The organism is Collinsella aerofaciens (assembly GCF_040910325.1).
GTDB classification, from domain to species: domain Bacteria; phylum Actinomycetota; class Coriobacteriia; order Coriobacteriales; family Coriobacteriaceae; genus Collinsella; species Collinsella aerofaciens_BL.
The window spans coordinates 1-7,221 of record NZ_JBDGAV010000045.1; the positions used below are offsets into that span (position 1 = coordinate 1).

A 7,221-nucleotide genomic window follows, 5' to 3' on the forward strand; every position below is an offset into this window, starting at 1 on the left:
CTTGCGCATTCAGCGAAATGCAGGGTATGGACGGCCGGTCCGGGTCCAGCCCCGTAATCCGGCATAGTTTTGAAATGATACTAATTCACTAGCAGGAAAACTAGGTCGTTCTAGCGCCTTGTCGCCGGCTAATTTCCGAGTTCCAACCAGTTGCACAGAACATTTGCTCGCAGTCGCGTCTCGGCGCGCTTCATTGCCTCGGATTTGGCTTTATATCGAATCCCCAAACGACTGCAGACGCTTTTGACTATGGCGTCTAGCTGTTTTTTGTCGTTAAGCATATCGTGGGTTACCAGGAACACATCGAAACCCATGCTCTGGAGCGCAGTCATGCGCTCCGCATCTTGGTCAAGTACCGCGCCTGACCCATGGATGACCTCACCTTGGATTTCGATAATTGCTGCCTTCATTAGGATTGGGTTTACAATCACGATGTCACCGTAGCAAACCTTTTGACCTGCGATGCTTTGGGCTTCCTCGGATAGAGGGGTTAAATCGTTGAGGTATACGTATCTGAATCCTGAACCACCTAGACTTCGAGAACGACTTAGAAGCAGGACCCCCGCGACCTCGAGTGGAGATGCAGCAATGCCGATAACCTGCTGAGCGGCATCATAAAACTGCTTTCCCCACATTTGACTTTTGACCTTTTCGGCGAATCGATGCAAGTCGCTCAGTTCGATGAGTGGCTTTCTCATCCAAAGCGAAGTACCTTTGAGTTTCGTAACCTCTCTTCCATCCTCGTGATTGTTCGTTTGGCCTTCATTTGCTGGGACCTTTACGGTTGTGCGGGCATAAACTCGTTTCCAAGGAATCTCGTCTTCGCCTTCTCCAAGTTCGAACAGATTCTGCGTGCTGGAATTGCGATTCTCCTTTAACGCGATTTTTAACTGCATTTCGACAGCGGGGGTCGGCTCGAAAACAGAAAACCAGCCGCAAAGTTCGTACATAGCCAGTACGAGATCTATTTGGGACACAAAGCGTGTCATAGTAAATAACGTGTTAAGCGGATTGGTGACGCTAAAGCCTAAATGAGTGTCGGTTGTTGTGCCGGTATCCGAAGCCCCTTCCCAGCGAATAGTGGAGCGCAATCCCGAGTGGTGATTACAACAACCTGGCGAAGCAACAGCGATAATCGGGGTCTTGAGGATATCGGTTACGAAAGGGGCTTGGGCTAGGGCTCGCCAGCCGTCTTCTGGGCTTGGCAGTCGCGGGTAGAGGTTGCGCGCTTGGGGCGGGCAGCGCCAGTAGCGGAATGCGGTGTTTGCGCAGACGATCTCGTCCATATGGCCTCCCCTGGTTTCGACCGTAGGCCGTGCGGATTGCGGGCATGGCCGATTATCTACGTGGCCGTCATGCGGGTAAGTACGGGAAACTGACCAAACGCTGACCAAATAATGGACGGGATGTGTTGAAAGGTTGTAACGAGGCGAGAACGTGCTGGTACGAGCTGTGAGCCAGTGGTCTCTGTCTCCACATTTGCGCGCGGATCACATGGGGAATTCAATGAAAATCCGCATGCGTTTTATACAAAACATGCAATGGCGTCAGCAAAAAGGGTGCGAAAAAAATGACGCCTTATACGACTACGATTCGTTTTGGAGTCAGCCTTGGTGTCAAAAAGAAAAAGGCCAGAGGCTTAACACCTCTGACCTGTGCTTTAGATGGTGGGCGATACAAGATTCGAACTTGTGACCCCATCCGTGTGAAGGATATGCTCTACCCCTGAGCCAATCGCCCGTCGCCTTTCGGCAAAAGAGATACTAACATAGCCACGCGCGGTTTACCAAGAACTTTTTACCCTCGATTTTAAATTCGTGGGAGCAAACCGTGCAACCGCAATCAGGGTACGCGATAAACCACCAGTTCAACAGCCCTTTATCGCTTGATCCACGAAGTCTCAGGGCGGCAGATGAGTCGCGCGTTGTTGTAGGCCATGTCGAGCGTGAGGCAGGTGCGCGCGGCGTAGAAACCGTCCTCGCGTTGGATGGTCAGCGCCAGCTCGGGCTTGTCGCCGGTCAGGCACAGCGGTAGGAGTAGCTGGATCCGGCCGCCGTAGAACTGCGGCACCGCGAGCGTATAGTTGGCTGCGGCGCGGCGGGCGGCCTCGACGACGGCGCTCTCAAAAGCGCGCGCAGCAGCAGCGAGTTGTCCTCCCCCATCAGGCTGGCGGGGATGCGCGTAAGGTTCTCCTCGTCGCCCAGAATGTGGTCGATGTTGGAGCGGATGGGCAGTCGGTAGTCAAAGACCAGCTCGGAGGGGTCCTCGGCAAAGCGCACGCGGCACGGCAGGTACTCAAACGAGACCAGCATGGGGTCGCTCTCCTTAAAGAAGCCCTTCAAAAACCAGCGCTGGCGCGCGTCGGGCTTGGTGTTGGGCTCAAACAGGCCGTAGATGGTCTCGTAGCGACGCGTGTACAGGCCGGTATTGAACAGGCAGCGGTCATTGTCGAACACCAGCGGCAGGTTGGACGGCCCGGTTTGGTCCAAGTCACGCTCGGTCAGGAACACCGCGCGGCTAAACGAAAACGACAGGTAGTTTTTGAGGATGCGGTTGCCGGGACCCCAGTCCTCGGGGTCGGCGAGGTCGACCAGGCGGTCGTAGCAGGGCTCGGGGCAAAACGCGAAGTCGTACACATTACTGCACAGGGTGCTAGGGAGTTCCATGTGGTGTCCAATCAATTCATTAACCGGCGTGCGGATGCTTAGATTCTATACGAGCGACAGATCGTCCGTGCCCGCAACGAATCCGCAGCGCAGCTCTTCGGCTAGCTCGCTGTTCGTGCGGCGACTGGAAACGAGGTCCTGGATCCAGGCGTAGTACTGGTTGTCTTTTGGTTCGGGGCTGTCAGACAGCACGACCGGAGTGCCTGCGAACCTTAAGACGGACAACGCAAAGACAAGGCTGGTGCGTTTGTTGCCGTCCTCAAAGATGTGGTCCTTGACCATGTGATCGGCCACATAAGTGACCTGGTCAAAGATGTCTGCGAAGCGATCGGCCGGCGATTGGCCGAATATCGTACAGAATGCACCTGCAAGCACGGACTCGACGCGTCCAAGCTCAAGCGCGGCACGGTCGCCCGTGGCGTCGGTTGTATAGCAGCGCCCGACCGTCATCAGCGTGCTGTGCAGGCGCATCACGGCCGCGGCCATATCTTCGAGCGAACCGGCATCATCGAGCACGAGCGGGGCGAACGGATGAGCGCTCCGCTGCATAGCCGCCATCATGAGTTCTCCAAGAGCCTGAGCGCGTTGGGCATGTTCGAAATGGTCAGCCGAATAGCTTCGTCGATTGACGTGGCGCCGCCGAGCAAAATCGGTGATGCTGAATTTGCCACGTGCGCAGTTGAATGATCTTCTTGAGCAACGCAATCAGCACCGTCATCTTGTTGAACATAGCTCCAAGGCATGTCTGACTCCTCTATAGCTTTACAGACGAAATAGCCTGCGAGTCGTACTCCAGAGCAATCGGTTGCCATACGAGGTCTTCGATGGTGCAGTTTAGGGTGTCTGCAAGCGCCAATGCCGAGGAAACCGAGGCACGGCGTAGGTCGAGCTGGTTCTGCTCGTAGAGTTGTATGGCGCGAAGCTTAACCCCCGATTGGGCGGCGAGCTGTTTTTGCGTTAGTCCGGCAGCCTTTCGTGCCGCCTTGAGGCCCTTTTTGTCTGCCTGGGCGTTGTTCCATTTTTCGATGACAATCTGGGCGAATTTATCTTCGGAGGCCTCGTGGAGCGGATGGTACGAGCCGATGATCCAATCGAGCGGAGCGACTTCGAGTAGCTTATTAAAGCCCAAGCTGCTCATCCATTGCGTATAGGCCATAACCCACCCCGCCCAATACTGAGGCGAACGGTCGAACGGATAGGTCTCCCTACATTTGACGGGGGTCAGTCCCGCATGGGCGATAATATCGCGCGCGAGCTCGTCGCCCGCCATGCCGCAGACGACGCGAGGCATACCGCGCTCAAACTGTTTCATCTCAAGAGCGTTCGACAGGATCGCCGTCAACTCGGCTGGAGTCAGCCCTTGGTCACAGAGAGCAAAATCGACCGCCTCGCCCAGCGTTCTCATTGCATCCTCGAGATACATCTCACTGTAGGCGTGGGTCATCGCCCGTCATCCCCTCTCGAATGATATCGACGATACGTATTCCCTCAAACGGGTTTTCGGCAAGGAGCTCCCGATACTGCGCCCTTGCCGCTTCATCTCGTTCCTTGGCCAATGGACCATACAGAGCTTGCTGCGCACGTTCAAATCCAGCAAAACGAATGCTCTTAAACGCACGCTCGCTTTTGAGCACAATCTGCTCCCCCAGGTTACCGAGCCTCATAGATCGTCCAAGCTGATCGACGGTGATCGTATTGTTTACAAAAGCTCTGGCATAGCTAAAGTACGAGTCGTCCGCACGCCACCCCCTTATTACGTCGCAAGTGCTCGTCTGAGGTAGAAAGTGATCATGGAGATATTCGCACGCCCCCGCGGCAATGGCGGTATCTTTGCGAAAAGAACGATGCTCAACGAGCAACGCTATCCAATGCAGGACGCAATATTGCGGCGATAGCAAGTCGAGAACTTTGAGATCGGCTATATCGAGTTCATAGCGATTCGCAAAGCCATCGGCATCGCGCGAGCATGCCCATTCCCTTGCAAGGTCGAGGCTCTCTGTGCAATAGAATCCCTGTCCATAGTCGTTATGGATTTTCCCCAGGCCAAGTTGGGGAGTCTCAATGATTTTCTGAGAACCATGCCATAGTTCCACGCGAGTCTCCTAACAGGTATCGCTCTAGCGATAGTATAACATACTATCGCTAGAGCGATACCTGTATTCAAATAGCAAGAGGGTGTCTGGAACCGAGTCTGAGTTCAATACTTGCTTCTAAGGCTCGCCGAGTCCGGAAGTATGCGACAAAATTCAGACTTGCTGATCATGCCGGAGCACACTAACGCCTCGTCCTGCTTACAGAGCTTCATAGACACGCACCTCATCTTGCTCGATGCTTTTGCGGAATGCTGGGCGCATGTGCTCTGGTGGGTTGGTGACGATTTCAACCTTTCGCCCAAGTTCCCTCTCGAGCTCATGGGAGAGTTCGTAAAGCGTGCCGAACGTCATGGCGTTGCCGCAGACTAGGCGCAAGTCAATATCGCTATTGGGCGTTTGCTCGCCTCGGGAAAACGAGCCAAATAAATATGCTTCGCTGACGTCGTATTGAGCAAGCACGCGGGAGGCGGCGGTGGATATGTCGGTAGGCGTAATCATGGGTTATTTGCCGTTCAACAGTAGACGTCAGGGGGCCAGCGCCGAAACCGCCGGTCCGGCTTTTTGCCGTTCTGCAAGCTCGAAGATAAATGGGGCGTTTGATCTAACGAACTCGGTCAAAAAATCCAGATCGTCAATAGAAAATCCTTCGACATTGAACCAATTAACCGCAGGCAAGAAGCATTCTGCATGGTCAAAGCCAAGGTCAACCGGACGCTCGACGGCTACGCGAACGGTCCCGTCATCTCTTGTCTCTGAGTAGGCAAACTGAGTGCCGTCATCAAGCTGAACATAGCTCCAAAACACGTCTACCTCCTTAGTGTTTATATCCGAGTATAAAGAGCAGACTAGATGGTTTGGATGATCTTTGTAGAACGAGTTTGTCAAAAAGACGATTTTAGAATTCATGCAGACCCTCCGAAAAAGAAAATGCCTCCAACCCAAAGAGATTGAAGGCATCTTCTCAGTGGGCTTTCTTTTGATTCCGTTGGTCGCGCCCTACGACCAATTTCTGATTCAAGTATACCCAAGTTATAAAGGAAATGAGTGAGATTTCGAAAAATGAATGTGGCAGAATTAGGCAGAGTCAAATAACGAATGCCTCGTGTTATTTCTTACCCTTCGTTCGGAAGCAGAAGCTTGGTATATATCTGGAAGACAGTAAGAAGAAATAGGTCTTCCATGGTCTCGATTCTCTCGCCATCGAAACCGCCGGGGCACCCGTAGTACCTATTGTTGGCCTCGTCACAAGAGCCGTAGGTTGCCGCGTAGAATGCAACGGTCGACGCGAACCGGCAGGCCTCTATCTCGGGGCTCGATTCGAAGCAATAAGCCTTTTCTAGACAGGATATAGGAGTGAGGGAAGCGTCCTGCGACTCAAAAGCCCTAGACAGAACTTCAATGATAAAGAGGTTGTACTCGGGAGTACGGCTATCGGAGATCGGACGGTATGCGTCCAGACACTTTGGAAGATTGCCAATTCGCACGGCCGGTATTTTCTCCCCTGCGTACCTGTCGAGGCTGCGTAGGACGTATTTCCCGTCGTCATAGAAAGCCGGTTCATCTTTAGGGAAACGATCGCGGAGGGCGGCTTCGACTGCGGCGATGCAACGGACGAACAGGTCATTCTCTTTCCTGACCCGCAAGTCAAGATCACAGTATTTAAGAATCAGATTCTGCACCTCCGGCACAAGGCAGCAGAATTCCCAATACATCTTACGTGAATAATGGAAAAGATCATTGTACATGGCGGCGACAGCGCAAAGCGGAATTAAGCCTCTGTCTGTGTAATACTTCGAGATAAACTCGACCGCCTGCGCCTTATTCCCTTCGGCGTGTCTGCGTTCGTCTCTTTCGTCCTGGCGACGCTCGAATTCTTCCATGCGCTTACTCTGGCAATACTGTTTCATGCCAATGATGGCTATTACAAGTAAAGAGATAACCGCGCATATTAATTCAGCCCATTCGTTAAACTTCACAAGATGCTCCCAGAATACTTAATGATGTTGCAATTCTATATACCAAGCAATTCTACGCATGGGACGTAGACTTTGACTGCATCAGCCGGGTATACGCAAAAGAGGGGTTATACCATACTGCTCGCACTAAAAATGAACTCAGCGAATTTAAATCCGCCTTGTGCCCGACCATGATCGCCGTATTGCGGAGCTCCGTGTACTGCCGATATTGTGCTTGAGCACCGGAGCCTACATAGGTCCCGGTGCCCTTATTGTTGCTTGTGGTCTGCCCCACTTTATTGTTAATTCTTTTCTCGCGTATATTATCCCGGGTCTCGTTGTCACGATTCGGCCCATGGCTGCGTCCGTATGGCCTCTGCCTTCGATAATTGGACGCCTATACGCAAACAAACAAATAGCTATCCTTGTGGATGTTAGCGTCGGAATAATTTAGCCAAATATAGTCGGCCGAGATTGACCAATCCCGGCCGACCCATTTTAGCCAAC

8 protein-coding genes, 1 tRNA gene and 1 pseudogene are annotated in these 7,221 nt (G+C 53.0%); all 10 read right to left on the bottom strand.

Features of this window, described 5'->3' with window-relative positions:
- Window positions 1–128: 128 nt before the first annotated feature.
- Window positions 129–1,286, bottom strand: coding sequence for a putative endonuclease domain-containing protein (locus tag AB5Z25_RS10465; protein WP_368135533.1), 1,158 nt, complete (start codon window positions 1,284–1,286; stop codon window positions 129–131).
- 379 nt (window positions 1,287–1,665) lie between these two features.
- Window positions 1,666–1,740 (bottom strand) — tRNA-Val (locus AB5Z25_RS10470).
- Window positions 1,741–1,878: 138 nt separating this feature from the next.
- Window positions 1,879–2,082: pseudogene (locus AB5Z25_RS10475) on the bottom strand (DUF3825 domain-containing protein); the annotation flags it as partial.
- Window positions 2,019–2,666: a DUF3825 domain-containing protein gene (locus AB5Z25_RS10480; protein WP_368135534.1), complete on the bottom strand. Its 648-nt coding sequence runs from the start codon at window positions 2,664–2,666 to the stop codon at window positions 2,019–2,021. The pseudogene AB5Z25_RS10475 and the gene AB5Z25_RS10480, both read right to left, overlap by 64 nt.
- A gap of 45 nt (window positions 2,667–2,711) precedes the next feature.
- The gene (locus tag AB5Z25_RS10485; RefSeq protein WP_368135535.1) at window positions 2,712–3,215 is read right to left on the bottom strand and encodes a Fic family protein; all 504 of its coding nucleotides are present in this window, start codon (window positions 3,213–3,215) and stop codon (window positions 2,712–2,714) included.
- A 205-nt stretch (window positions 3,216–3,420) separates the two neighbouring features.
- Entirely contained in the window at window positions 3,421–4,110 is a 690-nt protein-coding gene (locus tag AB5Z25_RS10490; RefSeq protein WP_368135536.1) for a helix-turn-helix domain-containing protein, read from the bottom strand.
- Entirely contained in the window at window positions 4,091–4,759 is a 669-nt protein-coding gene (locus AB5Z25_RS10495; protein ID WP_099431746.1) for a DUF3990 domain-containing protein, read from the bottom strand. The genes AB5Z25_RS10490 and AB5Z25_RS10495 overlap by 20 nt, the downstream gene beginning before the upstream one ends.
- 198 nt (window positions 4,760–4,957) lie before the next feature.
- Window positions 4,958–5,257, bottom strand: a complete 300-nt coding sequence (locus AB5Z25_RS10500; RefSeq protein WP_368135537.1) for a nucleotidyltransferase family protein — start codon at window positions 5,255–5,257, stop codon at window positions 4,958–4,960.
- A 27-nt stretch (window positions 5,258–5,284) separates the two neighbouring features.
- Entirely contained in the window at window positions 5,285–5,665 is a 381-nt protein-coding gene (locus AB5Z25_RS10505; protein WP_368135538.1) for a hypothetical protein, read from the bottom strand.
- A gap of 206 nt (window positions 5,666–5,871) precedes the next feature.
- Complete coding sequence (locus tag AB5Z25_RS10510; protein WP_368135539.1) at window positions 5,872–6,639, bottom strand: hypothetical protein; 768 nt, start codon at window positions 6,637–6,639, stop codon at window positions 5,872–5,874.
- Window positions 6,640–7,221: the final 582 nt, after the last annotated feature.

Coding starts and splice junctions, on each gene's coding strand:
- AB5Z25_RS10465 (WP_368135533.1), bottom strand. CDS start 1,286: ATGGACGAGATCGTCTGCGCAAACACCGCATTCCGCTACTGGCGCTGC.
- AB5Z25_RS10490 (WP_368135536.1), bottom strand. CDS start 4,110: ATGACCCACGCCTACAGTGAGATGTATCTCGAGGATGCAATGAGAACG.
- AB5Z25_RS10500 (WP_368135537.1), bottom strand. CDS start 5,257: ATGATTACGCCTACCGACATATCCACCGCCGCCTCCCGCGTGCTTGCT.
- AB5Z25_RS10480 (WP_368135534.1), bottom strand. CDS start 2,666: ATGGAACTCCCTAGCACCCTGTGCAGTAATGTGTACGACTTCGCGTTT.
- AB5Z25_RS10485 (WP_368135535.1), bottom strand. CDS start 3,215: ATGCAGCGGAGCGCTCATCCGTTCGCCCCGCTCGTGCTCGATGATGCC.
- AB5Z25_RS10510 (WP_368135539.1), bottom strand. CDS start 6,639: ATGGAAGAATTCGAGCGTCGCCAGGACGAAAGAGACGAACGCAGACAC.
- AB5Z25_RS10505 (WP_368135538.1), bottom strand. CDS start 5,665: ATGAATTCTAAAATCGTCTTTTTGACAAACTCGTTCTACAAAGATCAT.